The sequence below is a fragment of the Halocella sp. SP3-1 genome (genome assembly GCF_003953885.1).
GTDB lineage: Bacteria > Bacillota > Halanaerobiia > Halanaerobiales > DTU029 > Iocasia > Iocasia fonsfrigidae.
Map to the genome: position 1 here is coordinate 2,373,664 of NZ_CP032760.1, position 26,991 is coordinate 2,400,654.

The 26,991-nt window shown below is 32.9% G+C and carries 24 protein-coding genes and 2 pseudogenes; 20 read left to right on the top strand and 6 right to left on the bottom strand.

What is annotated here, in order from left to right; genetic code table 11:
* Positions 1–91 precede the first annotated feature (91 nt).
* Positions 92–1,215 (bottom strand): IS3 family transposase gene (locus D7D81_RS11210; RefSeq protein ID WP_125990027.1). Its coding sequence is split into 2 segments (ribosomal slippage): positions 92–966 and positions 966–1,215, totalling 1,125 coding nucleotides; the frame shifts between segments, so codons are not numbered across the junction.
* Positions 1,216–1,823: 608 nt separating this feature from the next.
* On the opposite strand from D7D81_RS11210, the gene ltrA (D7D81_RS11215) reads away from it, so the two are divergent.
* The 4 genes from ltrA (D7D81_RS11215) (at position 1,824) to D7D81_RS11225 (ending at position 5,903) form a co-directional block, all read left to right on the top strand.
* Positions 1,824–3,119, top strand: coding sequence for a group II intron reverse transcriptase/maturase (gene ltrA, locus D7D81_RS11215; RefSeq protein WP_125989664.1), 1,296 nt, complete (start codon positions 1,824–1,826; stop codon positions 3,117–3,119).
* A gap of 800 nt (positions 3,120–3,919) precedes the next feature.
* Complete coding sequence (locus D7D81_RS19880) at positions 3,920–4,453, top strand: reverse transcriptase domain-containing protein (RefSeq protein WP_205739186.1); 534 nt, start codon at positions 3,920–3,922, stop codon at positions 4,451–4,453.
* Positions 4,454–4,641: 188 nt separating this feature from the next.
* The gene (locus D7D81_RS19885; protein WP_205739187.1) at positions 4,642–4,965 is read left to right on the top strand and encodes an RNA-dependent RNA polymerase family protein; all 324 of its coding nucleotides are present in this window, start codon (positions 4,642–4,644) and stop codon (positions 4,963–4,965) included.
* 263 nt (positions 4,966–5,228) lie between these two features.
* Positions 5,229–5,903, top strand: a complete 675-nt coding sequence (locus D7D81_RS11225; protein ID WP_164522228.1) for an HD domain-containing protein — start codon at positions 5,229–5,231, stop codon at positions 5,901–5,903.
* Between the two features lie 306 nt (positions 5,904–6,209).
* Here the strand turns inward: D7D81_RS11225 and D7D81_RS20385 are convergent.
* Positions 6,210–7,385: pseudogene (locus tag D7D81_RS20385) on the bottom strand (IS91 family transposase).
* Positions 7,378–8,215 (bottom strand): annotated as a pseudogene (locus D7D81_RS11235) (tyrosine-type recombinase/integrase). Before D7D81_RS11235 ends, D7D81_RS20385 begins: the two co-directional pseudogenes overlap by 8 nt.
* A gap of 822 nt (positions 8,216–9,037) precedes the next feature.
* Here D7D81_RS11235 and ltrA (D7D81_RS11240) point away from each other — a divergent pair.
* The 10 genes from ltrA (D7D81_RS11240) (at position 9,038) to D7D81_RS11280 (ending at position 16,768) form a co-directional block, all read left to right on the top strand.
* Positions 9,038–10,510 (top strand): group II intron reverse transcriptase/maturase, encoded by a 1,473-nt coding sequence (gene ltrA, locus D7D81_RS11240; protein WP_125990031.1) that lies wholly within the window; start codon positions 9,038–9,040, stop codon positions 10,508–10,510.
* A 245-nt stretch (positions 10,511–10,755) separates the two neighbouring features.
* Positions 10,756–11,346: a DJ-1/PfpI family protein gene (locus tag D7D81_RS11245; protein WP_125990033.1), complete on the top strand. Its 591-nt coding sequence runs from the start codon at positions 10,756–10,758 to the stop codon at positions 11,344–11,346.
* 221 nt (positions 11,347–11,567) lie between these two features.
* The gene (locus tag D7D81_RS11250) at positions 11,568–11,867 is read left to right on the top strand and encodes a group II intron maturase-specific domain-containing protein (RefSeq protein WP_286169604.1); all 300 of its coding nucleotides are present in this window, start codon (positions 11,568–11,570) and stop codon (positions 11,865–11,867) included.
* Positions 11,868–11,988: 121 nt separating this feature from the next.
* Complete coding sequence (locus D7D81_RS11255) at positions 11,989–12,489, top strand: D-glycero-alpha-D-manno-heptose-1,7-bisphosphate 7-phosphatase (protein ID WP_125990035.1); 501 nt, start codon at positions 11,989–11,991, stop codon at positions 12,487–12,489.
* 302 nt (positions 12,490–12,791) lie between these two features.
* Positions 12,792–12,986 carry an ATP-binding protein gene (locus tag D7D81_RS11260; protein ID WP_125990037.1) on the top strand — a complete coding sequence of 65 codons (195 nt, stop codon included), beginning with the start codon at positions 12,792–12,794 and terminating at the stop codon, positions 12,984–12,986.
* A 133-nt stretch (positions 12,987–13,119) separates the two neighbouring features.
* A complete protein-coding gene (locus D7D81_RS11265; RefSeq protein WP_125990038.1) occupies positions 13,120–13,728 on the top strand; it encodes a nucleotidyltransferase family protein in 609 nt (202 codons plus the stop codon).
* A gap of 30 nt (positions 13,729–13,758) precedes the next feature.
* Positions 13,759–14,232: a hypothetical protein gene (locus tag D7D81_RS11270; RefSeq protein ID WP_205739193.1), complete on the top strand. Its 474-nt coding sequence runs from the start codon at positions 13,759–13,761 to the stop codon at positions 14,230–14,232.
* An 806-nt stretch (positions 14,233–15,038) separates the two neighbouring features.
* The gene (locus tag D7D81_RS11275; RefSeq protein WP_125990040.1) at positions 15,039–15,725 is read left to right on the top strand and encodes an MBL fold metallo-hydrolase; all 687 of its coding nucleotides are present in this window, start codon (positions 15,039–15,041) and stop codon (positions 15,723–15,725) included.
* Positions 15,726–15,959: 234 nt separating this feature from the next.
* Positions 15,960–16,163, top strand: a complete 204-nt coding sequence (locus D7D81_RS19910) for a nucleotidyltransferase domain-containing protein (RefSeq protein ID WP_205739194.1) — start codon at positions 15,960–15,962, stop codon at positions 16,161–16,163.
* Positions 16,130–16,768, top strand: coding sequence for a DUF4037 domain-containing protein (locus tag D7D81_RS11280; protein WP_205739195.1), 639 nt, complete (start codon positions 16,130–16,132; stop codon positions 16,766–16,768). Before D7D81_RS19910 ends, D7D81_RS11280 begins: the two co-directional genes overlap by 34 nt.
* 175 nt (positions 16,769–16,943) lie before the next feature.
* On the opposite strand, the gene D7D81_RS11285 is transcribed toward D7D81_RS11280, so the two are convergent.
* The gene (locus D7D81_RS11285; protein ID WP_125990042.1) at positions 16,944–17,324 is read right to left on the bottom strand and encodes a hypothetical protein; all 381 of its coding nucleotides are present in this window, start codon (positions 17,322–17,324) and stop codon (positions 16,944–16,946) included.
* A 154-nt stretch (positions 17,325–17,478) separates the two neighbouring features.
* Between D7D81_RS11285 and tnpA the strand changes: the two genes are divergently transcribed.
* The 5 genes from tnpA (at position 17,479) to D7D81_RS11310 (ending at position 21,315) form a co-directional block, all read left to right on the top strand.
* The gene (tnpA, locus tag D7D81_RS11290) at positions 17,479–17,799 is read left to right on the top strand and encodes an IS66 family insertion sequence element accessory protein TnpA (RefSeq protein ID WP_125989605.1); all 321 of its coding nucleotides are present in this window, start codon (positions 17,479–17,481) and stop codon (positions 17,797–17,799) included.
* Positions 17,793–18,149: an IS66 family insertion sequence element accessory protein TnpB gene (tnpB, locus tag D7D81_RS11295; protein WP_125989607.1), complete on the top strand. Its 357-nt coding sequence runs from the start codon at positions 17,793–17,795 to the stop codon at positions 18,147–18,149. Before tnpA ends, tnpB begins: the two co-directional genes overlap by 7 nt.
* 98 nt (positions 18,150–18,247) lie before the next feature.
* Positions 18,248–19,843, top strand: a complete 1,596-nt coding sequence (gene tnpC, locus D7D81_RS11300; protein WP_286169529.1) for an IS66 family transposase — start codon at positions 18,248–18,250, stop codon at positions 19,841–19,843.
* An 86-nt stretch (positions 19,844–19,929) separates the two neighbouring features.
* A complete protein-coding gene (locus D7D81_RS11305; protein ID WP_125990044.1) occupies positions 19,930–20,598 on the top strand; it encodes a hypothetical protein in 669 nt (222 codons plus the stop codon).
* Positions 20,599–20,835: 237 nt separating this feature from the next.
* On the top strand, positions 20,836–21,315 hold the full coding sequence (locus D7D81_RS11310) for a DUF6530 family protein (RefSeq protein WP_125990046.1): 480 nt from the start codon (positions 20,836–20,838) through the stop codon (positions 21,313–21,315).
* 382 nt (positions 21,316–21,697) lie between these two features.
* Here the strand turns inward: D7D81_RS11310 and D7D81_RS11315 are convergent, their stop codons facing one another.
* Positions 21,698–25,036, bottom strand: a complete 3,339-nt coding sequence (locus tag D7D81_RS11315; protein WP_125990048.1) for an extracellular solute-binding protein — start codon at positions 25,034–25,036, stop codon at positions 21,698–21,700.
* Positions 25,033–25,422 (bottom strand): BlaI/MecI/CopY family transcriptional regulator, encoded by a 390-nt coding sequence (locus tag D7D81_RS11320; protein ID WP_125990050.1) that lies wholly within the window; start codon positions 25,420–25,422, stop codon positions 25,033–25,035. The genes D7D81_RS11315 and D7D81_RS11320 overlap by 4 nt, the downstream gene beginning before the upstream one ends.
* A gap of 335 nt (positions 25,423–25,757) precedes the next feature.
* Here D7D81_RS11320 and D7D81_RS11325 point away from each other — a divergent pair, with 335 nt between their 5' ends.
* A complete protein-coding gene (locus D7D81_RS11325; RefSeq protein ID WP_164522229.1) occupies positions 25,758–26,957 on the top strand; it encodes a TrmH family RNA methyltransferase in 1,200 nt (399 codons plus the stop codon).
* Positions 26,958–26,991: the final 34 nt, after the last annotated feature.

Sequence of the window (26,991 nt, forward strand, 5' to 3'; positions counted from 1 at the left end):
TGATGTGTCCTACGTGGGGGCCTCATCCATCAGATAACAGCAAGGTTTACGATTTCGCTCCTGTCGTCGCTTCATGGATTGTCAACCCTTTTTAGGACACTTTTTTCTCGGACATTAACATCCTATATTCTACAGGGGTAAGATAATCTAATGACCCATGTATTCTATGGTTATTATACCAGTTAACATAATCAAATAGCTCATATTTCAATTCCTCAAAGTTAGTAAATATTCTATCAAAAGCAAACTCTGTCTTTACAACTTTAAAAGCAGCTTCTGCAACTGCATTATCATAAGGGCGGCCTTTCTTACTTAAAGAACGATTAATACTAAACGTATGTAACAACTGGTCTGTAGCCTTGTTTTTAAACTCATTACCTCGATCAGTATGTAAAATATTGATCTCGTTAAGAGGCCTTTGAATACTTGAAAAAGCTTTCATTACAAGTGATGCTGTTTTTCTTTTGCCAACGGCATAGCCTATGATTTCACGGTTAAATAGATCCAGTATTAAGCAAATATAATTCCATTTCCCATTGACATTTACATATGTTAAATCACTGACTACAACATCTAAACTCTGATCTCTATCAAATTTTCTATTAACGATATTTTCGGTTTTTTCCTCATTGCATTTTGTAGAATGAACTTTATATTGCTTAACAGTGTATTTAGAAACCAAACCGTATTTCTTCATTATTCGGCCTATTCTTCTTCGGGATACCTGATAGCCTTTCTTGGCTAATTCCTGCTTTATCTTTCTTGTGCCATAGTTGTTTTTACTCGTTTTAAAGATAGATATAATTTCATTTTCAAGCGTACTATCTGAGGACTTTTTCTTCGGCTCATAATAGACAAGGCTTCTTGATATCTTTAATATTCGGCACATAGCGCTGATACTGTATTTATTACTATTAGCTTTAATTACTGCTATTTTCGTCCCATTATCAGCGCTGCTTGCTTTAAAATATCATTCTCCATTTTTAGGTGTTGATTTTCTTTGCGTAATTTAATTAATTCTTTTTCCTGGTCAGTTCTGTTATCTTTTGCTTTAAATGACCCTGAGTTATTAAAGTCTTTTACCCACTTATTAATAGTGGATCTGGCAATATCATATTCACTTACTATTTCATTTATTTTTTTGCCATTACTCACTAAACCTACTATCTGTTTTTTGAATTCATCATTATATCTTTTGGCTCTTTTTGATGACATGATATTCCTCCATTGATATTGTATTTTTTCATTATATCATGTCCGAGTTTTTTCTGTACAATTAATTATAACCTATCCATCATCCAAATTTATTCGCCAAGCGCAGTCGGTGCGCCAAGAAAAGAGCATATCATATAGTAGGTGGGATTCCTACTGAGGAAGGTTTAGCAAACCACTCATAGCGAGTTTTGGACATTTATTGGGTAACCATAGATGTTAAGCGTAAACAGTTAGGTAGTAGGCGGTAAGCATTTAGCTGAAGGGATTGAGCCTCGAAATCTTGGAGATTGGGAAAGGCCGATGCTGTCGACTGAGCAGAAGGCAACATTATAGTATTCGATAAGCGAGAATACAATAACACCCCGGGGTCGGAGACCTCCGCATGCTATACATAGATATGATATTGTTAACTTGGGAGGCCCTGTAATTTCTACGCAGAGAGATAGGATGTAACCAAGCGATAACAAAGTAAGGACATCTAATATTACAGGGAGTCGGATAATCGCATAGTACCGAGGAAGCAGAGTAATGCCTGTGGATGGGAAGGCGATTACACAAGATTAATCTTAAAAGGGAAACATATTCTATACACAGAGATAGGTGAAAATGTGGAAACGAAACTTGCAAGAATAGCTGAAGTAGCTAGAAATAGACCTAATGAAAGATTTACATCACTAATACATCTAATTAATTATGAATTGATAGTCAAATGTCATCATGAACTAGCTGGAAACAAAGCAGCTGGAGTAGATGAAGTAACAAAAGCGGAGTATGGAAAGAATCTTCCAGGGAATGTTAAGAGCTTAATAGCTAGAATGAAAAGATGGGCATATAGGCCATTACCTGCGAAAAGGGTATATATTCCAAAAGAAAATGGGAAGAAGAGACCGCTAGGGATTCCAGCATACGAAGACAAACTAGTTCAAAAGGCACTATCAAAGATTCTAAATGCGATATATGAAGAAGACTTTCTTGAATGTTCATTTGGTTTTCGTCCAGGAAGAAACTGTCATGATGCCTTGAGAATATTAGGAAGAATAGTTAACAGAGATGATATTAACTATGTAGTTGATACAGATATTAAAGGATTCTTTGATAATGTAGACCACGGGTGGATGATGAAATTCATTGACCATCGAATTAAAGATCCTAATATACAACGACTCATATCGAGACTTCTTCGGGCTGGAGTCATGGAGGCAGGAATAAAATATGACACTCCACAAGGAACACCGCAAGGTGGAGTCTGTTCTCCAATTATGGCGAATTTATATCTACATTATGTTGTTGACCTATGGTTTAATAAAACAATGCGTAAAGAGTTAAAGGGTAAAGCTTACATGGTGAGATACGCAGATGATATAATATTTTGCCTACAGTATAAAGAAGATGTAAAATACTTCTATAAAGCAATGAAAGAAAGAATATCCAAATTCGGTTTAGAGTTATCAGAAGAGAAAACTAAGATAGTAAATGTATCTGCTGATGATGACAATGACACATTTGATTTTCTTGGATTTACCCATTATATGGGTAAATGTAAGGATGGAATCAAACGACTAAAGAGAAAGACAAGTAATAAGCGATATCATCGTAGTATAATGAGATGTAAATCCTGGCTAAAATATAATAGAACTCTTCCAGTAAAAGAACTAATGAGGAAGTTAAACAGAAAACTAACAGGAACATACAACTATTATGCAGTATCAGATAACAGCAAAAGTATTGATAGCCTGTATGATGAGGTTCAAAAGCTAGTTTATAAATGGTTAAACAGACGCAGTCAAAAGAAAAGCTTTGACTGGGAGAAGTTCGAAATATTCTTGGAGAAATATCCTATTGTCAAGCCAAGAATAAAAGTAAATTTATATAGATTAGGTGCTGGTGCTAGTTATGTTAGGTGAATAATCGAGTGAAGAGCCGTATGCCTAAATAGGGCACGTACGGTTCTGTGAGGAGTTGGGGTTGTAAAGCCCCGCTTACTTGACTGCTTAAGGCTCATGAACTTCGTAAACCTGCGGGACGTTAGAACGCCAAGAAGCTTGATATTTCTTGCAAAGTGAAATCGAGTGAAAGATCCAACGTAAGTAAACCCGATGGTAAGGTTGAAATAAAGAGCCAGGCATAAGGTGAACTATTGCTACCTCGCTGTCTATTGGAACAAAGCAATAGTCGTTGAATGGATTTTCACAGGCCAGTCTTTGTCGGGCAAGACCTAACCAGTCACCCGTATCGAGTGTTGCACCGAAAATAGGTAACTACTAGGTGAAGTGTACACAGAGAAATCTTTAGGCCAGAAGGAGACCGTACTCCTGAAGCACATTCAGCCCCGTAAGCGAGGGTCTGGAAACAGACAAAGAGCAGATGACGACGTATTTAACGTTGCGGAAGTCGAAACAAAAGAGTCGCAATGGTAAGACTCTGGAGGGTCTGTCTGGGTCAGAGGACCAGGCATGAAGAGAGAGAAATATCAGGAACTTGGGAGGAATCCTATGGGTTCCAGCTTAGATACAAGAAAATAAGGAGATAAGTAGGCTGGTAGGTTAATCCAACCAAACAAGAAGGACAACCAGAAACCAATAGGACTTCGGATCAACTCATAGTACTCCGAGGTCGGGAGAGCCGGCTATATGGGGAAGGGGTTGACAAGAATATGCAGTCTTCAAAGAAAACACTAACCGAACGAGCAAGGTCGGAACACTTAGTGCAAACCTCACTGGAGGGAATATCGCAGAAGGCAAAAAGGGAAAAGAAATATCGTTTTCGAGACTTATACAGGCAGATAAACAAAGGAGCGTTAAGGCTGGCCTGGAAGAAACTGAACAAGAAGGCAGCTGCAGGAGTGGATAAGATTACGGCCAAAGAATTTGAAGGAAATTTAGATGAGAATCTTAACAATATACTGGAGATGCTGAAAGAGAAACGATATCATGCAAAACTGGTACGAAGAAAATATATAGATAAAGGAAATGGTAAGAAACGTCCTCTTGGAATACCTGCATTATCGGATAAAATAGTACAAAGAGCAGTAGCTGATATACTGGAAGCAATCTATGAAGAGGATTTCATAGAAGAAAGCTATGGATACAGACCAAACAAAAGTGCGAAGCAGGCAGTAATAGATTTAACCAAAGAACTACAATTTGGTAAGTATAACTATATAGTAGAAGCAGATATCAGAGGGTTCTTTGACAATATAGACCATGATTGGTTAGTAAAGATGCTTGAAGACGGATAAATGACAAGCAGTTTATCAGACTAATCAAGAAGTGGTTGAAGGCAGGTATATTGGAAGTAGACGGGAAGGTAATTCATCCAGTAACGGGTACCCCCCCCCCCCAGGGAGGAATAATCAGTCCAGTCCTTGCAAATATATATTTACACATAAAATGCAGAAAAGATTAAAGAAATTCAACCTAACTATCAATGGAAAAAACCAATATAATTATCTTTTCCAGATTCAAAGAAGAAAGTGGTAGTTTTGAGTTTCTGGGTTTTGAATTCAGATGGGGAAAATCAGAAAAGTTTGGAGATATAATTAAGCGAAGGATTTCCAGGAAGAAATTAAAGAAGTCAATCAAGAATTTTACCCAGTGGTGTAAGATGATTAGAAACAAGCGCCTTAAAACAATATTCAAGAAACTGAATTCTAAGCTACGCGGATACTATAACTATTATGGATTGATAAATAATGGAGATAGTTTGAAGGAGTTTTTCGACATAGCGATAAAGTACTGTATAAATGGTTAAACAGGAGAAGCCAGAGAAGAAGCATGAACTGGGATAAGTTCAATGAGATTGTAGGTTGGTATGGAATATGTAAACCCAGAATAACGGAGAATACAGAAACCCAGTTACAATTCGATTTTGTCTGATTACGGAAGTGAATATTCTTGAGGAGCCCGGCGCGGTAGTTCCGCACGCCGGGATCTGTGCGGGGGTGACTAGGTAACTGGTAATCCTACCGTGACTCTAAAAGGATTACTTGGGTATAAAAACATACGCATGTATAATTGTTAGTAATATCATGTGTTAAAATTGTAGGTGAAAAAATGAATTATTATAAGGCTTTAGAGTTTGCTACTAAAAAACATAAAGGAAGTTTTAGAATTGGTGGAGAAAGATATATTACCCATCCAATTGCAGTTTCAGAAATATTAAAAGATAAAGGATTTGGTGAAGAAGTTCAGATTATAGGTTTATTTCATGATTTGCTTGAAGATACTGATGCTACTGAAAAAGAAATAAAAATGTTTGGAAATGATAATATATTAAAAATAGTTAAGCTTTTGACTAAAGAAAAAGATTATAAAATGGATGAATATATTAAGAAAATAAGCAAGAAAAAAATTGCACTAAATGTTAAGATTGCTGATAGATTACATAATTTAAGAAGTGCGATAGCTGCAGATGAGGAATTTAGAAGGAAGTATATTGTTGAGACATTAGAGTATTATTATGATTTATCAAAAATGACTCCATTTTTTAATGAAATAGAAAAAGCTGTAGATAAGGTTAATGATTCAATTCCAAATAAATTTTATTGTTCAAGATGCAAACATTGGATAAAAAAAGATTATCAAGCAGAGAAAAAAACCAGGGATGGGAAAGTAATTTGTAAAAGTTGTTTAATTGATTACGAAATATCATTCGATGAATATGAAAATTGGCTTAAAAATAAAGACTAGGTTTTTACATCCAACTTCAGATAACAAATCAGGAGTATTTCCAATTGCAAGAAAGTAAAAGCTCAAATAAATTCTTAAAAGATTTCATTTGAGCTTAAAAATATGATTAATTAAAAATATGCAATTGAGGAAATACTTTGTTGAACGAAGCTGCGGTGATTTACACTTAATACTATGGGGTTTTAATAATTTCACTCTTACTAAAAACTATATATTTAGTGATATAATAATTTGATTTGAAGAAATAAAAAGAAAAAAACCTAAAAAATAGCAGGATAAGGGTGCAATCTCCCTCTCCCCATAAAATTAATTTTTTTTAAATTGATAATTTGAAGCAGGTGGTGACTTAATATTTTTTGGTAATAGTTCTTTTAGCTTGAATTTAGTACAGCCACAAACAGGACATTTCTTAAGATTTAACCCAAGTTTCTCAATAAGCTGGTCTGTTGAAAGCCTGATATATTCAATAATCTTTGTTCTGGTCAGTTTTTTACATAACAGTAGCTTAGTATTACGATTTCTACTGCTCATAATACCGAAATAGCGGATTTTCTTAAAGCTATGTGGTAAGATATGCATCAGAAATCTACGTAAGAATTCAAGAACATCCAGTGTCATAAACTTAATTTTACCATTATCCTTGTAGTCCTTGTATCTAAATGTAAGCTGATGATTTTCAAGCTTAATGATCCTGCTATTAGCTATAGCAACCCTATTAGTATATCTAGCCAAGATAATTAATAACATGTGAAGCATCCTTAAAGGTTTTTTCACAGAAAACAACCCAATTTTTAGTATACAAAGCATCAACAAAATCCTGATAATTTTTATCACTATTTAAATAATTAATATCAGCATAAAACTTAATATTACTAGCTGAGACTTCTTTTTTAAAGAAAGCAAGGAATTCACCTCTAAACTTATTGGCAATAACCCTGACAGGAATAAAGAAATTTTTTTTGGACTTAATCCATTGATTATTAGGTGATAATCCCCCTGCAGGTATGATACAATGTATGTGAGGATGAAAAGAGAGTGTTTGTCCCCAGGTATGTAAAACAGCAGTAATGCCAATCTGTGCACCAAGATATTTTTTATCAAGAGCAAGTTCCTGCAATGTCTCTGAAGCAGCCTTAAAAAGAAGAGAATAAAAAAGTCTTTGATTCCTAAGTGCAACAGGATTCAACTTATCAGGAACAGTAAAAACAAGATGAAAATACTTTTCATTCAACATATTAGCCTGTTGTTTAAGAACCCACTGTTCTCGTTCATTCCCTGGCATTTAGGACAATTCCTATTACGGCAGGAATTGTATGAGACCTTGATATGGCCGCATTCTTCACATTTGTCAAGATGGCCGCCAAGAGCAGAAGTGCGGCAATTCATTAAGGCCCGTACAACTTTAAAGGCCTTATAGGGGACAGGATAATTCTTTTCAAACTCATCCCAATATTGGATTAAAATGTCCTGAATTTCAGGCATTTTTATCATAGCTTAAGGTATCAAGGGGGCTTTTTATCTTAAGCACTCTTGTATCTCTCAAATGGAGATACATACTTGTTGTTTTGATGCTGGCGTGCCCCATTAATTGTTGGGTATATACAAGGTCAACGCCAGCATCAAGCAAATGAGTAGCTTAAGGTATGGATAGTAGCCTCTTTAAGAATGCTAGCATTAATCCTGGCCTTCCGAAAAAGATTTTGAGGAGTTCTAGTAGTTAAAGGTTTATCAGAATATCGACCTGGAAAGAGCCAGAAGTCAGGTCTATATTCACGGTAATATGCTCTAAGAATCTCAAGATTCTTTTTAGACAGTAAAGAATGTCTATCTTTATTACCCTTACCTAGATGAACAATAATCTTCATATTAGCACTATCAATATCTTGCACACGTAATTTAACAGCTTCAGAAACACGGAGACCAGCCCCATAGATAGTAAAGAGAATGGTTTTATGTTTAAGATTATGAACTTGATTAAAAATATCATGAATTTCTTGTTTAGAAAGAATCACGGGGAGTTTTTTCTGCTTTTTAGCCCGGGGAATATGCTTAATATCCCAGTGTTTATCCAGAGTAGTTTCAAAAAAGAAACGGAGAGTACTATATGCTTGATTAACATAGCCTGTACTTAAATTTCTTACATCAATAGCATGAGTTAGGAAATTTCTAATATGCTCTGTACCAAGAGAATCAACCTTAGAATCAAAAAACTTTTCAAAATGCTCAATATGCCTTAGGTAACAATCTTGAGTTCTACTACTAAAATTCCTTAATTTCATATCTTGAAGCATTTTTTCTTTAAAATCTGTCATTAAAACCACATCTCCTTTGAATAATTTGTAAGGTTATTTTATACGAAGATGTGGTTATATCAAATACATATTGAGAGAAATAGTATGATTTCAATTGGGGAAGGCCACTGCGTAGCAGTTTTGTTCAACACAGTATTGCCGGTTCCGCTATCGCTGCACCCAAATTCATTCGGTAAGAGCGGTCGCTCTAAACCTCATGAACTTCTTCAATCCCCTGGTACGTTATCTGAAAGTGCGATCAGCCCTTGAAATAAAAGGGACAAGTTGCATCTTAGGCTGTCTAAGCTTGTTAATGGATAACAAGTCTTTGGACTACTCTATCCACTTGGAGTAACTCTATCTATAGGTGCGCCACTGGTAACGGTGGGGTGCTAAGCTATAGAGACAATGTGAAAATCCTGTTAGCCTAAAGCAGGTGATTGCTAGAGTAAATGAATTACTATGATTAAATTAACTGAACTACTGTAAGCCTCGTAAAACGTGAGTAGCGAAATAAGGCTGATACGCTATGACCAAAAGGTGTGGGCTTAAGTTAGATGAGTTTTCATATCATCTAACAAGTGGATGAGGGCCCCGGGGTAAAGGTAGAATCTAAGGTAATACGAACTGGCTAAGATGTAAAACTGAGTAAACCCAATAGGTTCCTAAAAAAATATATAGGTAGGTTATTTGTAAGGATGATACAATACTTATTGGGTAAAGGAGTGCTAGAGAAAGCAAAAGTCACTTGGTAATGAAGTGGATAGGGGTCAACATACCCTAACCCGAAAGGGTGCAGACTTCTAGCATGGTTATTTAAGGCGAAGAAAGGATAGAAACTTTATGAATATAGAAAAGCCAAAAAGCGAAAAGCGGGCATCTATAGACTGTTCTTTCAAATGGAAGAATATATATTGGGAATTAGTAGAAAGAAAAGTTAATAAACTTCAATCCAGGATTGCCAAAGCAGTTTCTAAAAACAGATGGAATCTAGTCCGAAAACTACAGTACTTACTGATAAAATCCTTTTATGCAAAACTACTAGCAGTTAAGAAGGTTACTTCAAATAAAGGGAAAAGAACACCTGGAATAGATAATCAATTATGGAAAACTCCAAAACAAAAGTATAAAGGAGCTATGTCTTTATCAAATAAAGGGTATAAAGCAGTACCCCTGAAGAGGACCTATATCAAAAAGTCAAATGGAAAGAAAAGACCGCTTGGTATTCCTACAATGTATGATAGAGCAATGCAAGCACTATATGCTTTAAGTCTAGACCCAATCACAGAAACAATACTAGACAATACTATGTTTGGATTTAGGAAATATAGAAGCACTAAAGATGCAGCTGAATATCTCTTTAAGTGCTTATCACAAAAAACATCTGCGAAGTGGGTTTTAGAAGGAGATATAAAGGGATGTTTTGAAAATATTTCCCATCAATGGCTAGTAGAAAACACTCCAATGGATAAAAGAGTATTAAAACAATTTCTTAAAGCTGGATTTGTATTTAAGAAGAAGTTATATCCTACAAGTTCAGGAACACCGCAAGGTGGAATAATATCACCAATATTTGCAAATATGGCACTAAACGGAATAGCAAAGCTACTCAAGGAGAAATACTGGACAAATAATGTAGGAACAATAAGAAGGCAATACAATAAAAGCAAGGTATATGCTATTTTCTATGCAGATGACTTTGTAATAACAGCGACAAGAAAAGAAACTCTGGTAGAAATAAAAGAAGATATAAAGGAATTTTTAAGAAAAAGAGGACTAGAACTATCAGAAGAAAAAACACTAATAACCCATATTGATACAGGATTTGACTTCTTAGGATGGAACTTTAGAAAATACAATAACAAATTACTGATAACACCATCAAAAAAATCTCTAATCAAAGTATCTGGAAAAGTAAGAGAAACAATAAAAAGGAATCGCATGAAAAAACAAGAAATATTAATAAGAAAATTAAATGCAATCATCAGAGGTTGGTGTAATTATCACAGAAATATATGTTCAAAAAAGACATATCAAACTCTAGATAAAAATGTATTTGAAGCACTTTGGTCTTGGGTAAAAAGAAGACACCCAACGAAATCCAAAAACTGGAGGAAAAACAGATATTGGGTAAAGACAAAAACCAGTGATTGGATATTTCAAACAGATGAGACAAAACTAGTTTTTGCAAGTGATACAAAGATTAAGAGACATGTGTTAATAAAACTAGAAGCCAATCCATATTATGAAGAATATAAGAGTTATTACAATAAAAGATTAAAAAGAAACAGCTTGCTGTCTGCTAGTAACGGATAGTTTTAAATAACTTGAGCCGTATGAGGGGAAACTTTCATGTACGGTTCTTAGGGGAGGAAGAGGGAGCAATTCCTCCTACTTACCCGACTATGATGCAGTGGGCTTATTAACTTAAGATTACAAAATAAATTAGGCTGGAACCATGTTGAAAAAGCAGGTATCTCCTCGGATCTCCTACTTTTTCAACTTGAGAGGTTAGATTTGTACTAGCTTGATTTTATAATAAAATTATATGGAGGGTTAACATGCTGAATGTTGGTGTTTTTTTGTTTGATAAAGTTGAATTATTGGATTTTGCAGGACCATACGAAGTATTTTCAGTTACTTCTGAACTAAATGATAATAATTTGTTTAAGGTTTTTACTATTTCACAAGATGGTAATATAATTAAAACAGTTAATGGACTGCAAATTATAACTGACTATAGTTTTAAAAATCACCCTAAGATCGATATTCTTATTATCCCCGGGGGAGAAGGTACTAAAAGTGAAATAAACAAGCATACAGTTTTAAAATGGTTAAATCGAAATTATGGAAAATCAAAAATCACTTTTTCAGTATGTTCTGGTGCACGTCTGTTAGGGAGATTGGGATTACTAGACAATTTGGAATCTATAACTCATCATGAAGTAATACCTCATCTTCAAAAAATTGCCCCTAAAACAATAATAAATAAAAATATGAGATTTATTGATAATGGGAAATTAATGACCTCTGCAGGTATTTCAGCTGGTATTGATTTGTCTCTTTATATAGTAGAAAAGTTATGTGGAAAAAAGATAAAAAACAAGACCAAGGTATATATGGAATATGAGGATTGGAAAAAATTTGATTAATTTTTATTAGCTTACTGTTTTCACCAAAATTATATCTGAATTAATAAAAACAAAAAAATAAATGAAAAATTTGGAACGAGAAAGAATAAGAAAAAATAATGATATAAAAATGTAATGCAAAACGGGTTCCTCCTCGGAACTCCCATGTTGAACTGTTTGGCACCATTAATAAAGAAACTAAATGAAGTCATTAGAGGTTGGTGTAATTATCACAGAAATATATGTTCAAAAAAACATATCAAACTTTAGATAAAAATGTATTTGAAGCACTTTGGTCTTGGGCAAAAAGAAGACATCCAACAAAACCCAAAAACTGGAGGAAAAACAGATATTGGGTAAAGACAAAAACCAGGGATTGGATATTTCAAACAGATGAGACAAAACTAGTTTTTGCAAGCGATACAAAGATTAAGAGACATGTGTTAATAAAACTAGAAGCCAATCCATATTATGAAGAATATAAGAGTTATTACAATAAAAGATTAAAAAGAAACAGCTTGCTGTCTGCTAGTAACGGATAGTTTTAAATAACTTGAGCCGTATGAGGGGAAACTCTCACGTACGGTTCTTAGGGGAGGAAGAGGGAGCAATTCCTCCTACTTACCCGACTGCTGCAACCGATAAAAGAAGGGAAAAATAAATATGAAAATAGCATTTTTAGATCGGGATGGAACCATAATTGAAGATTATGAGGATGAAAAATGGAGAGAAATTGAAAAACCTGTTTTTCTTAAAGGTGCTATTGAAGCATTAAAAATAATAAAACAAAAAGGATATGAAATAATAATTGTTACAAATCAATATCTAATAAATGAGAGAATTATTACATTGGATCAATATAAGAAAATTAATCAAAGATTTCTCAATTATTTAAAAGCGAATAATATTAAAGTTTTAGATGTTTTCTTTTGTCCGCATAGTAAAGAGGAGAAATGTGATTGTTTTAAACCAAAACCAGGTTTGATAAAACAGGCATTAGAAAAATATCCAAATATAGACTTGTCTAATTCATTTATTGTTGGAGATTCAAAATCGGATGTTAAACTGGGAAAACATTTTAATTTACTCTGTTTTGGGATTAATGTTAATAATGAAGGTTGTATTAATGTAGAATCTTTAAAAGAAATAGTTAAATATATTTAAAACCGCTGCACGTCATATAACAATGAGTTTACGGTTTTTGGTAGCAGCCGATAAGGCTACTGTCCTGCGGGTGAAAGTCCCGCCATCTCAATTGTCCGATTCAGACATGTAGTGATGCCACAGTTTATGTGGGTAACCACATATTCATTGCGTGGTGTAAATGGCCCAGCCGCCCTGAAATTTCAGCGGTGGAAGCAGCCAGGGGGTCTAGCGAGTATGGGGGCTTGAAGATAAACAAATGACTGCAGTCTCGAAATAAACTCCTAGCGGAAGTTGCATAGCAGGAATGATCAACGTGCCGAATGGTTCGGAACTCACATGAGGCCGAAGTTCTTTGGGAAGAAACGGGTAATAGCACTAAAGAAACGTTGCGGGATAGGGATCCAAGCAACCATATAAGGACTGTAGAGCTGTTTGATAGATATTACCGGGGTACAAATACCAGTCAGGAGAGTGAGAGAGCCGGGCTAGGACTGTGGCTATTGCCAGACAGGTAATTCAATTCCACGGAGGTACTATAGAGGTAGAAAGTGGAAAGTGCAACCGGAATCGGTAGCAAAGTTATTATTTTTTTTAAAATAATCGATTTGATTAGCAGTAAGAAGAAATGTTTTGGAGGTTATGATATTTATGAATAATAAATTGAGTGGATTTAATAGAGATTTACATTCACAATTAGATTTATTTTGTGAACTGATAAGTAAAAACAAATTAATTTATGAAATTTGTGACAAAATCAGGGGCTTAAATTTAACTAATTACTATATTGGTGCTGGCTGTCTTGCTCAAACTGTCTGGAACTATTTATCAGGATTTTCTTTAAATCATGGGATAAATGATATAGATTTAGTATATTTTGATAGGGATTTAAGCTATGAGAAAGAAAATCAGGCAATAGAACAATTACATGGATTGTTGAAAGATATACCATTTACTATTGATATAAAAAATCAGGCCCGGGTGCATATATGGTATAAAGAACATTTCGGTTATGAAATAAAGCCATATTCTTCAATTGAAGAGGCCATAAATAGCTGGCCGACGACTTCAACGGCAATTGGGATTAGATTGAACCAGGATAACAGTTGGAAATTATATGCCCCTTTTGGCTTAAATGATGTTTTTGGAAAAGTAGTAAGGGCGAATAAGGTGCAGATTACTAAAGAAATATATGAAAAGAAGGTAGAGAGGTGGATTAAATTCTGGCCTGACTTAAAAATAATTTCCTGGGATGACTAAATTGAGGTATGAGGAATAGGGGGAGTATTTATGTTTAATGATGCAAGAAGCAAAAATATTTTATTAGTTTCTCATTGTATTTTAAATCAAAATTCAGTGTCTGATGGTACTGCTGAATATCCTGGTATAAATGAAATTATTACAAAAAAATTACTAGATTCTAATATAGGGATTATCCAGATGCCCAGTCCAGAAATAATGTGTTTAGGCTTGGATCGCAGGGATATTCATGGTGGTCAAAGACAGATAGTAGTTGAGAATACTAGAATAAGAAACGAGTTAGAGAAGAGTGATTCAATCAGGACAATAAATAATTTGGTTGACCAAGTAATGTTACAAATTAATGAATATATTAAAAATGGTTTTCAATGTCATGGGAATTATAGGGATAAATCGTTCTCCAAGTTGTGGTGTAAATACGACTTCACAAAACAATCAGGAAGTTCCAGGAGAAGGTATTTTTATAAATTTACTCAGAAAGGAGTTAGAGAAAAAGCAGATTAAGATAAATATGATTGGTATTAGGGGATCGGAACCTAGAAATGCTTTAAAATTTATAGAAAGTTTCTGCCCAGATAGTATTACTTGATTACATGTGCATAATATCGCAGGATGAGTTGGGGTATGGATTGTGGATCTAGCAGAAAACGTAAACTCGTTTTAATAATTAATAAGCATGGCTTAAGGGAAATCGGATAAAAAAATGATCGACGGGATGCCATTAAGTTAACAAGCCTATTAAGAAGTAATGAATTCACTTCTGAGTACCTGACAGTGAAAATGAAGGTCTCCTAGATTTATTACGGGCCAGGAAGAGGGTCCTAAAACTGGAGTACGCGAATATCAGGCTGATCAGTCGTAGAGATAATAGTTCATTTCCGCTTATCTATCTTAATTAAAAGATTAGTATGATTTTTCCGGAGGGATTGATAAAGATTAATTAATTTGATACTGATTTGGTCAGATTAATAAATAATGTGACTTTTTTAGTGGAAATTAGGATTAGCTAAAGTGCGGTATAATAGTCACAGGAAGAGGGCTGAGAATTGGATATCTGATATCAGGAAAAGAGAACCGTATCTATTTAAACATTGGAAATATATATATATAGGAATGTTATAATAAGGTGAATGATAAGAGCCGGATGAAGGGAGACTTTCAAGTCCGGTTCTGTGAGAAGCTTGGGTAGAAAATCTCCTTGCTTACTCGACTGCGGGGATGACTGGATAACCGGTAATCCTACCGTGACTCTGACGTGCCCTAGCGGGTATATTATGCAAGTTAAAAATCTTTTGGAGGAGTAATATAGTATGAAAACTGAAATTAGTAGAATACCTATGGGAAAATCAAATTCGTATTTAATTAAGGGAAAGGATGGATTTATATTAGTTGATGCAGGTATGCCTGGTAAAAGTAAAAATGTATTAAAGACCCTAAATAATTATAATGCTAAATTTGATGACATTGACCTTATTATAGTTACTCATGTACATAACGATCATGTTGGCAGTCTCGATGATATCAAGAAAAACTCAAATGCGTTAGTTTTAGTACATGAAAAAGAAAAGAATTATTTAAAAAGAGGATATAATAAATTTCCTGATGGGACTATGGCTTTCTCAAAAATTATTTCTAGCCTTGCAAATAATTTATTCTTTTCAAAAGATCAATTTGAACCAGTTGAGGCTGATATTATTATAGATGATGGTTTTGATTTATCAGATTATGGAGTAAATGGTAGAATTATTCATACACCTGGACATACAGAAGGGTCTATTTCAATTATAATAGAAAATAAGTTTTGTATAACAGGAGATACATTATTTAATATGTTTCTTAATTCGGTTTATCCTCCATTTGCAAATGATGAAGAAGAATTATTAGAGAGTTGGAAAAAAATAAGAAAACAAAATTGTAAAAAGTATTATCCAGGACATGGAAGAAAGTTTAGTTTAAATAAATTTGATAAAACAATAAAAAAACATATAAAAGAGTAATGAGTCAATATATAAAAAAAGAGTTTCTATTTGCTGGTTTTTCTTATCTTGCATAAGTAACGTTTGTGTACGATCGTCTAATATGGCATTTACAGCTACACTATTGTTTTGCCCAAATTCCTTCATCAAGGGCAGTCGACCTAAGATTGAGAAACTTAGTAAATGCCTGGTACGTTAAGCAACATATCTGCTATTCTCAAATATCTTAATCATATTATATAAGGAGATGATAGCATGAAAAAATATGATGATATTTTTTTATCGTTAGTTGATGATTTTTCAAAACATAAGTTGGTAGAAGCTGTTCTTTTATCTGGTTCAAGAACTACTGATAATTTTGATAAGAATTCTGATTATGATATATATATTCTAATAAAGAAATTTCTTTTGATTTTAGAAAAGAAATGTCAAATAAGTATTTTAATTATGTTGAATTAAATAATACGACTTGGGAAAAAGAAGATCAAGGATTTTTTAAAAAGATTAATATTCCAATTGATATCGTTTATAGAAATTTAAAATGGATAGAGAATGTATTGGATGATATAGTAATTAAATGTCAGGCTTCAACAGGATATACTACTTGTTTTTGGGCAAATATTATTAAATCAGATATTTTATATGATAGAGATGGGAAATTAAAAAAATTACAAAATAAGTTTGATATTGATTATCCAGAAAAATTAAGAAAAAATATAATTGAAAAAAATTTTCCGCTTCTAAATAAGATAATTCCAGCTTATACTAACCAAGTTGAAAAAGCTTTAAAAAGAGACGATTATATTAGTGTTAATCACAGAATTACTGGTTTTTTTGAAAGCTATTTTGATATAATTTTTGCAATAAATAAGACACTTCATCCTGGGGAGAAAAAGCTTTTGAAAATAACAACAGAAGAGCTTGATTTTATTCCTGAAAATATGGAATCAGATATAAAAGAATTATTTAATAATTTATATAAGCGAGATTTTAACATTATAAATAAACTAAATGAGATTACTAATAAATTAAAAGATTTATTGGTAAAGTTAAACTTGATTTAGTTGTATAAATGAAGTGATTATGTATTAAAAAAAAAATTAAGAAAAATAAGTAAGGTTAAGGCTCAATGGGGTATTTATTAGCAGTTATTAGGGAATCTTATTCCAAAAGAATTAAGCTGTATATTATAGAGGAAAAGGGGGCAGTGAACTGCACCCCTTTATTAATATAAATTTTTTATTGACCATAATTATTACCTGATGAATATGAAGCTCCATATTTATTTATACCAGTTTTTTGTGCCATTGTAGGTTTATTCTCACTTAATCCAGAGATTGGATTGATTTTCTCTTGACTATTTACACCATGATTTGTATAGCTCCCAGCAGTATTTTGAAATTGATCTGGATTGTATTGACTTTGACCATATTGGGCAGTGCTATATTGAGAAGAAAAATTCTTTCGAGTATTAGATTGGTCTTGCTGTGATAGTTGACTGCCCAGACTTTGAATCATTTGTTCTGAGTTTGCTAACCTTTGATTAATATGGTTTAGTGTATTATTGAGTTCCTGTCTAACCTGTCTTAAATTATTTTGTATTTGCATAAATTGATCCATTATTTCACCCCCTTATGCTTGTATATTTTTATTATTTACTATAAATAAAAAAATATTAAAAATCGTATATTTTTAAAGGTAAGCGTCAAATATAACCCACATTCCTTACAGCCGAAATCTATGAGATAATCTCCCTGAAGGAGGTTATCTTAAAATGAATAACAAACGTGAAATTTGGATAAAAAGAATCCAGGATTACAAAGCAAGTGGCCTAACTGCTGCCAAATGGTGTGAAGAGAATGGCGTAAGCATTAATTCTCTAAGATACTATACTCATAAATTTAACAAGGAAAAGAAAGAACAAGAATCCAATCAAACCAAATGGACAGCTGTATTTCCTGCCCCAGCAGAAAATAAAGATAATGAAACTAAAATCATAAAAGTAACTATAGGTCAGGCGATCATAGAGGTCGTTCCAGGTTTTGATTCTAATACTTTTGAAACTCTTGTCAGGATTCTTAAAGAACAATGTTAAATCAGCATCATATCAATAAAGTATATTTATCCCTAGGGCCTACTGATCTTAGGAAATCAATCAATGGCCTATCCTTAATAGTTCAGGAGAGCTTTAAGCTCAATCCCTTTTCTCATGACCTCTTTGTCTTCTGTAACAGAAAGCAGGACAAGCTCAAGATTTTGGAATGGGATAATGATGGTTTCTGGTTACACTACAAACGCCTGGAAAAAAGCAGATTCAGATGGCCTGATGGTACTACTGGCTCTACAGTAATGATTGATGAAAGACAATTCAGGTGGTTACTTGATGGTTTATCTATTCATCAAAAAGGTGCTCATCCTGCCGTTAAAGAAAGAATAATCATCTAAAACAAACTTTAGACAAAAGGCTCAAAAACATTGTAAAATCAGAGCTTTTACGCTTAATTTTAGTATCTTTTTTCTCCTAAAAATGATATAATAAACTTATGAAAACTACTGATAAATCAACGACTATACAAGTTAATAAAGAAGAAAATCAAAAGCTATCTTTAGAAGATAAAATTGCAATACAGGCTCAACAAATTGAAGAATTGACAGCTAAATTAAACTGGTATGAGGAACAATTTCGCTTAAACCAACAAAGGCGATTTGGTGCTTCTAGTGAAAAATTTAATTCTAATCAGTTATCAATTTTCAATGAGGCTGAACAGGAAGCTAAGGTCAGTCTCAAAGAACCCGAACTTGAGGAGATTACATATAAAAGACGTAAGGGCAAAAACAAAAAGAAAAAATCCTTCGAAGATCTCCCAGTCGAAGTCATTGAATATCATCTAGATGAAGCTGAGCAGATCTGTCCGCAATGTGGTAAGCAACTTCATGTGATGAGTAAGGAAATTAGAAAAGAATTAAAGATTATTCCTGCTCAGGTTAAGGTTGTTGAACATGTTCGTGATGTTTATGCCTGTAGAAATTGCGAAAAGGAAAATATCACAACTCCAGTAATTACTGCTCCTATGCCTAATCCAGTTTTAAAAGGGAGTTTTCTCTCTCCATCGTTACTGGCATATATCATGGATACCAAATATTCTCAAGCAGTACCTCTTTACAGACAGGAGAAACAATTTAAGAATTTTGGCATTGAGCTATCCCGTCAAAATCTGGCTAACTGGGTAATCCATGGAGCTAATAACTGGCTTAACTATCTATATGATAGAATATATGAATATTTATTAAAAGAAGATATCGTACATGCTGATGAAACTACACTTCAGGTTTTATCTGAAAAAGGTAAAGCAGCTAAAAGCAAATCATATATGTGGCTCTATGCTACTGGAGTTTCCAGTCCACCGATCTACTTATATGAATATCAACCTTCCAGGGCTAATGAACATCCCAAGAAATTCTTAACTGGATTCAGTGGGTTTCTTCAAACCGATGGCTATGCTGGATACAATAGTGTTCAGGACGTCACCCAGCTCGGATGTTTCGCTCATGCTAGACGTGGTTTCACAGATGCTTTGAAGTCATTACCTAAAGGCTCTGTTCAATCGAAAACTAATGCTGAGGAAGGTCTAAATTTCTGCAATCGACTCTTCCAGATTGAACGGGACTTAAAAGACTTATCAGCTGAAGAAAGATATCAAAAACGCCTTGAACAAAGCAAACCAGTTCTGGAGGCCTTTTTGTCATGGCTAAAAATCAAGGAACAACAGACTTTACCTAAAAGTGGTCTCAGCAAAGCTATTAAATATTGTCTCAATCAATGGCCAAAACTAAAAGCCTTTCTCCTGGATGGTAGACTAGAGATCAGTAATAATCGGGCAGAAAGAGCAATCAAGCCCTTTGTTATTGGGAGAAAGAACTTCCTATTTTCCAAGTCAGTAAAAGGAGCTACAGCCAGTGCAATTACTTATAGTATCATAGAGACTGCAAAAGCTAATGACCTGGTACCATTCTTTTATCTAAAATACCTTTTTGAAAAACTACCCAACATTGATCTACAAAATATAGATGAATTGGATGAATTATTACCCTGGTCTCAATCTATTCCTGAAGAATGCAGGATTCCTCATAAGAATTAGCCTATCATAATGTCCTCAATTTTTCCAGGTGGGGACGTTTTGACGCTTACGTATGATTTAGGATGCAAAAGGGGGAGTTTTCTTTCATGTTAAATAAAAGAATTGTCAAAATAATTTTAATATTATTGGTTTTAGTTTCAGGGTGTGCTGCAAATGAGGAATTGGGTAATAATGCTGGTGAAGGTATTGACAATAATGAAGGTATTATTAAAATCCAAGAAAAAGTTTATGGTTATTTTCCTATGTTAGAAGGAATGCATTATGAATATAGGGGGGAGGGGATAGAATATGCTGCTTTTATAAGAGATGTTATGTATGTTGATCCCCCTTTTATACAGGTGCATGATAATAATGGAGGAACAACTATTGCGGCAATTTATAAAGTTGAAGAAAACCAGATTGCTCTAATCAGACGTGAGGAAGAATTCTACAGTGATAAAAACCTGTTATCTAAACTGGATAAAGATGTTAAAATAGAAGAAATTGTATTGAAAACACCTATAAAAAAGGGAAGCAGCTGGGAATCAAATAATAAGAAAATAGAAATAGTTGAAACTAATATGGAACTGGAAGTGTCAGTAGGTACATTTTATGATGTGATTAAAATAAAGAGTCACGCTCTGAATGGAAAAAGTGAAATGATTAATTATAGTTATTATGCCAAGAATATGGGACTAATAAAACGTGAAAGTGTAGGTGAAAATTTTAATGTTATTTCAGAATTGAAAGCTTATGAAAACCTTAAATTCAAATAATTAATTACTTTATGATATTGAAAGTCACTCATAAAGTGATAATTATTTCTATAAAGAAAATAGATTAATCACTAAGTTTTAAGAAGACTACTTAAATATAAAAGTAGTCTTCTTTCAGTAAATACAACCTACAGATATTAATTTTAAATCTATATTGACAAAGTATAAAAAATGAATTATAATATAGTCAGTAATTTAGTAGTTTACTAAATTACTGACTATATTAAGGAGGTAATCATGCAAATACCAACTAGTTTGAAGCACAAACCAGTTATTGTAACTGAAAACTATGAGAATGTTGACGGTAGAGCTGCTTATCATTCAGATGCAAAGGGGCTTTCATTAGGATTAGCTCAGTGGAATGATAGAGGGAAAGTAGATATTTCAGCTAAAGTATGGAGGCATACAGGTAAAAAGTGGTCAAGACAGTCTGAGGAATTACCACTTCATAGAGTGTTGGATATGGCAATTTTAATCTGCAGGGCACAGCAGCATTTTAGAGAGGCCTACCGCTATGAGAAATTATATGATATTGAAAACCCTGTTATAGATAGAGTAGGTTTACAGGGTGATGCCATGACAGTCGCTGTTTGTAAAGATAATGAAAAGATTGATGAGGATATTCAATTATTTAATCAGGCTCTTAGTGATGATGATGAACTTATAGGTGAACGGTTACGTACTTTATCAAGGATATTAAAAGAAATGGGATATTAAATTTAATAGTGAGAGGAGTTATTCAGTCATCTAAACTGTGACAATATATCATTGTTTATATTCTTGCTAATTTATAATTATGTACAAGTAAAGAAAAGTAATAATATAAGCGGCAGCCCATAAGCTGTCGCTTTGTTTTTAAATGAACAGTTTTTATTAAATTCTTGCTCAGTTAATAGCTGTTAATTTTAAACTTAAGGAAAACTTAAGGTAAATTACAGGGTGGCTTAAGATTTATCTTATATAATCTTATTAAAGAATAAATCTTTGGAGTGAGGTAAATGTGTAAACATATAATCAGGACAGATAATCTATCTAAAAACTTCGGGAAATTTCAGGCAGTTCAAGGTATTGATCTTAAGGTTCCAGAAGGTGATTTGCTTTATAATGATTTATTTAAATACATTTCCACTTTCTGTTGTATGACTTGAGCCGTTTCTTCGGCAGATTGTTTTTCGCTAAAGAATTGCTTAATTTCTTTATTAATAATCTGCTCAACCTGTATGTCATTAAGATTACAGTTGTTTAATTTCGGTATTATTTCATTTAATTTATTGATATTATCTATTAGCTGTTTTTTAATTTCAGATGGTAATGTAACCTGATAACCATAGAGAATTCCAAATTTATTAATATCATCCTCTGCCTCTTTAAGTATATCTTTGCTTCTGATTTCCCTTGCTTTTTTATTTACAGGTATATCATATAGTTTTTGATAGCCTTGAATCTCTTCTGAAATAAGATATTTAATAAACTCCCAGGCCACTTTCTTATATTTGGTTCTACTATTTATCCCATACATCTCTTTTACTTTAAAAGTAGATATGTTATTATTTGAGGTTGGATATCTATAAAAACTAACCTCATTAGCATTAATTAACCAGTTACTGTAAAAGATAGAAAAATCACCTATAGAGCATGGGGAAAATACTATTCCTCCCTGCTGGGTATTAAACTCTGTGATATCAGGATTTATAAAGGATTCCTCTGCCATGTTCTTACACATCTTCAGTAGATCAATAAATTTTGCTGATGTAAAATAAGCTTTTCTATTCTCATAATCAATAAAACTTTTATCCAGGGAAGCAGATATATATTCAAATAAATTTTCAGATACGATGGTAGGTAATCCATAGATATCTATTTTCCCATCTCCATCCATATCTTTTGTAGTTTTACCGGCTATATCGATAAAATCATTCCAGGTCCAGTTTCGATCATTTACTTTAATGGATTGTTCCTTTAAAAATCCTGTATTTGTTACCAGCGCAGGATAATCGAATTCTAGGGGTATAACATATAATTTATCTTTGTATTCTAAAGCATTAAAGATGTTCGTATAGTATCTGTTTTTATCGAAGGAAGGATCATTTTCCATAAGCTCTTTAAGGTCTAAAAGTAGCTTCCTGTCTGCATATTTTCTATAAGGAATACTGCCTAACTGAAGAATGTCAGGCCCTTTTCCACTTAACATCTGGGCATTAATCTTTTGAACATAATCGTATTTTTTCTGAGCACTTTCTTCAGAGGCCTTTAATTGTTCTTCATAGCTCATGTCAGAGCTAAACCTAAACCAGGAAAAAGCATTATGATTGTCTATATTTATAACAATATCAGGGTGTTGATTTTCAAATTTATTAATGGCATATTCTAATGTAGCAGACAAACCTCTTACAGAAATTGTCAATGTCTTTATACCGCCATCAATATGGATTTTTTTTGTATTTATTTTATATAGATAACCTTTAGAATTCTGCCGATCATAACCACATAAATAGATAGTACCGTCATTATTAATGGTAAAATCTTCAAAGTTGAATCTATCTGGGCTTTTCCCGCTTAATACTGCATCTAGATTAATAATCTTCTTTATAGATTGCTTCTCCAGGTCAAATCTTAAAATACTATCCTGTTCAAGTAGATATAGGGATTTATTTTCTTTTGAGTAGACTGCTTTTTTTATGTCAGCAAGGTTTTTATTATCTCCGTATTGCCATAAAGTTTGACCAGTTAGAGGATTTTGTTTTGTTATAATGGCTTCTCCTTTCCAGGTAATGGTATACAAATTATCTTCCTCATCCAGTTCTATAGGTGCATCGAAAGCATCTGTCTTTATGATTTTTATATTTTTTCCTTCCGGATCAAACACCCGAATGTTTATTTCTGGTATGGATATATATATGTTTCCTTTTGAATCCACCTCCATATCCCATCGATATACATTATTATATTCTGCTAGGTTTATATCTTTAAGCTCCAGATTTATTTCTTTTATTTTTTTCCCCTTCAGATTATAAACATAGATTTTCGGTTCTGCACTGGCAATATATGCATATATGTAATCATTGTAATCAACGGTAAATAGCTCTATAGGAGAATCTTTGGTTAAGCCTTCGAAATCAATATTTTCTTTATTTCCCAGATTATCAATCAATATAAACTGGTAATTTATATCATCATAGCTAAGAAGCTTTTTATTTGATAAAGGTTTTATTCTGCTAATCATTCCAAACTCAGTATTTTGAGCAAATGCCTCAGCTTCATATGTAATCTTGATAACTTCCTTAGGTTGTTCTTTAGCATTAGTTAACAAAGAAATTGCTAAACCTGAAAACAAAACAATACCTATAAGTGACCAGATAAGATAATGTTTTTTAAAGTTCACAATATTTTGCACCCTTTCCATTATATGTTTTTTATGATTGAGCAGGCCGGCAACACCATAAGGGCAGTTGTATCCAGCAAAGATGTCAAGCATCTTGAGCATGGTATTTCCATACTTTTTATATTCTTCTGGTTCAATACAGGATAATACACGGGTATCACAGGCTGTTTCAGCATCCTGACGTATTTTATTAAAGATAAACCATAGTACTGGATTAAACCAGTGGAGGACCTGAAGAAAAATTAAGATCCAGCGAATTATAATATCCTTTTGTCTATAATGGGCCAGTTCATGCATAAACACATATTTTAATTCATCTGTTGTTAGGAAGTCAATATAATTTGGTGAAATAATTATTTTAGGATTTAAAACACCCAGTAAAGATGGTGTATTAATCCCATCATCCATTACTAAAGGTATTCTTCTATGTACTTTCATTCTTTTTTTGCAGTTTTCGTAAATTAAGATGGTTTTTTTATGGTTGCAGATTGGTAGTTTTTTTATTTTAAAACAGTAGGATATCTGAACCCAGCTAATGTATATTCCAGCAATACAGACCCCTAATATCCAGATTAGGCTGGCAATATGAAAGAGCTGAATGTTATTTTTATCAATACTTCCTTCAGAAATAAAGGACAGATAATTTCTTTGATTAGGTAGTCTGTTAAAAAAATTCATATTATTTTCAGAGAAAGATTTATTTTGCTTATCTGACTTTGGAGAAGGATTTATTACAATGTTTTCTTGCGGTCGAGTATTTATTTTGGTTTTAGTATTGTTGGAATAAATAGAGTTTGAACTCATGTCCCGTATACGGGGAGATTGTATTTCTTCTATCTTCTGCTGATTGTGGGTAAAAAAGTTAAAAATACTTAGGTTGCTTTCTGGGGCATAGGGTATGATTAATCTTATTAATAGAATCAACCAGATTAAATAATGCCAGAAGGCACTGATCTTTTGTTTGAATATTTTTTTTACAAGGAAAATTACTAGAGCAGTCATAGTCCCCAGAAAAGACATCGTCAGTATTACATGAAATACCTTAAAAAAAATCATCTTTCATCGTCTCCATTTTCACTTTCATTTAATATATTTTTTAGTTTTTCAATTTCCTGACTTGATAATCTTTCATTTTTTAAAAAATTAGCCATCAATAACTGGAGTGAACCATTATAAACCCGGTTCAAAAAGCTTTTCGTTTCTTCCTTCATACAGAGTTCTTCTTCATATAAGGGATAATAAATATAGGGATTATTTTTTTCTACATGTACTACACCTTTTTTCACAAGTCTTCTAAGTAAAGTATGTACAGTTTTTCGACTCCACTTTGTTTCCGGAATGATCTTATCAATTATTTTCGCAGCAGTAAGTGGTGAATTTTCCCATAAAACCTTCATAACTTGCCATTCAGCATCTGATATATTCGGTAATTTTTTATTCATTACTTTCTCTCCTTTGAATATGTTATTAGATTACAAATGTAATCTAATAACATATTACATTTGTAATCTCAAAATGTCAAGCATTAAATTAAAATTTCAATTTAATTTCTACTATTGATTGTATCTTATATCTCTATTAACATTGGTATCTAATTATTTTCAAAAAAGGTAATTCCTATAAAAATACTTGTAATTCATATTAAATTATATTATGATATTTTTAATAGTCTGCTGACTGGAAATAAGCCAAAGCAATTAGAAATGTCCTTGATAAAGTAATTTTGAATCTAAAATGATTGAACATAAGTATAAGTTCTATTTTGGAGGTAATAATCGTGGTAGAAATAATTAAAAAGCTAAAACATCAAGTGGTTCAGGAAGCAAGAGAATTATCTAAAAGTAAGAATAGGATTGCAGAAAACAAGATACAATTACGTGGCCTGGAACAAATAAAATGGGCTTGGGATGCTGGTTTGGAAATAAAAAGTATTATAATAAGTAATAATGAGAACTTAGCAGATTATAAGGGGATTCCATGTCAAATTTACCAAACTTCTAATGGAATTCTAAAAAAAATTACTGGAACAAATTACTTAGTTGAAAGTGTGGGAATTGCTGAAGGCCCTCCAATAAAAGGTGAGCTAGATGAATTTGTATTATTGTTGGATAATGTAAAAGACCACGGGAATATAGGAACTATTATTAGGTCTGGTATGGCATATGGAATTAAAGATTATCTGACCACTAGTGATGACCTTGATCCCTATATGCCTAAAACAATTGATGCTTCTCGTGGGACTAATTTCAAAGTATTTTTTAGAAGACATTCTCATCCCCAGGAGGCAGTTTCTTATCTTAAAGAAAAGGGGTATCAGATAATAGCTACTAGTCCACATGGGAAGTCATTACAATCAACCATTAAACTGGATAAAAAACCAGTTGCATTAGTAGTAGGGAATGAAACATCAGGGGTTTCTGATGAAGTCCTAAAAGCAGCTGATCATATTGTTCAAATACCTATGTATACAGGAGTAGAATCACTTAATGTAGGAGTGGCTACAGGAATTAGTATTTATGAATTGCGCCTTAAGGAGGTTTTAACCATGTTAGCAGATAAAATTATGGCAAGTCTGGGGAGAGAAATCAATGTAACATCACAACTTATTAGAAAAGCATTTAATATTAAATTAAAGGAAATAAGTGAATATACTGGGGATCATATTATATTTTTAATGGTACTTAAACGAGAATTTCAAATGAATGAGGAGCAAATTGAAAAACAATTTGGATACTTTAGCAATAGTTTAAAAATATTTCTTAAGCCCTTATTTGAAAATAATTTAATAAAAAAAGAAAGAGATGAAATTGAAATTACTAAAACTGGTGAAGAGTTATTAGCTAAATTGTGGCCTATTCATGAAAAAACAGAAAACATATTATTACAGGAGTTTACTGAAAAAGAAAAGAAAGAATTGAGAAGATATTTAGGGAAAATTCAACAGAACTGTATAAGGGTAATGAAATATAAAGCATAAGTTACAAATGTTTCCCTTTTTCTTTGTTCTCTGA